At 46.3% G+C, this 758-nt stretch carries 1 protein-coding gene; it reads right to left on the bottom strand.

Annotated elements, in window-relative coordinates:
- Positions 1 to 177: 177 nt before the first annotated feature.
- A complete protein-coding gene (gene hxlB / locus ACSZPU_RS26080) occupies positions 178 to 651 on the bottom strand; it encodes a 6-phospho-3-hexuloisomerase (RefSeq protein WP_499004518.1) in 474 nt (157 codons plus the stop codon).
- Positions 652 to 758: the final 107 nt, after the last annotated feature.

Below are 758 nucleotides of genomic sequence, written 5' to 3'. Positions count from 1 at the left end.
TCATGATAATAGGGCCTTCTGATTAGAAGGCCCTATTATCAATGATTTTTATCCTCGTGACGACACTATCTAAGGCTGACGAGAATTTTTGCAGCTTTTTAAAGTTCAGCAGGGAGGTTATTTTGATGCTCATTTTGTTCTCCTGTAGGGTATTCAGAGCACTCAACACATCGGTTTTTATTCCAGATTGGCGTGTCGTTTGAACAACACTTCTTCCGAAGAGCTGCTTTCATCGGCCATCTTCATGACCAGTGCGTCAGCGATAATGAGTAAGGCTTGTTCATAGAGCGACGCCATGGGCTGTGCAGAACGAAATGCTGACTGAGATTGGTTTTTGGAAGGGGCATTGATCTGTACGACGATGTCGGCGATACCCGCTATCGATGAGCTACGATTGGTTGTCAGAACGGCAACTTTGCCTTTTAACTGCTGTGCTTTATTTGCGAGTGAGATCAGTTGAGCCGTTTCCCCTGATGCTGAGGAGACGATGAACAAGTCACCTTCACCGAAATTGGGGGTGATGGTTTCTGTCAGGAAATACACTTCTTTGCCCATGTGCATCAGACGCATGGTGAAGGCTTTCATTGAAAACCCCGCGCGACCAAGGCCATAGCAAAAAACACGGTGGCTTTGCTGGATTGCTGCAATCAAATTAGCACAATCCTTTTCAAGAATTGACTCTCTGAACCGCCCCGGTTTTCCTGGAGAGTATTTTAGTTGGGAACTCAGGCTGCCAGATCCTTATTCCCGATGGAAGC

Source organism: Phytobacter sp. V69 (assembly GCF_965644215.1).
Classification (GTDB): Bacteria; Pseudomonadota; Gammaproteobacteria; order Enterobacterales; family Enterobacteriaceae; genus Phytobacter.
This window is presented reverse-complemented; position numbering and strand designations above follow the sequence as displayed.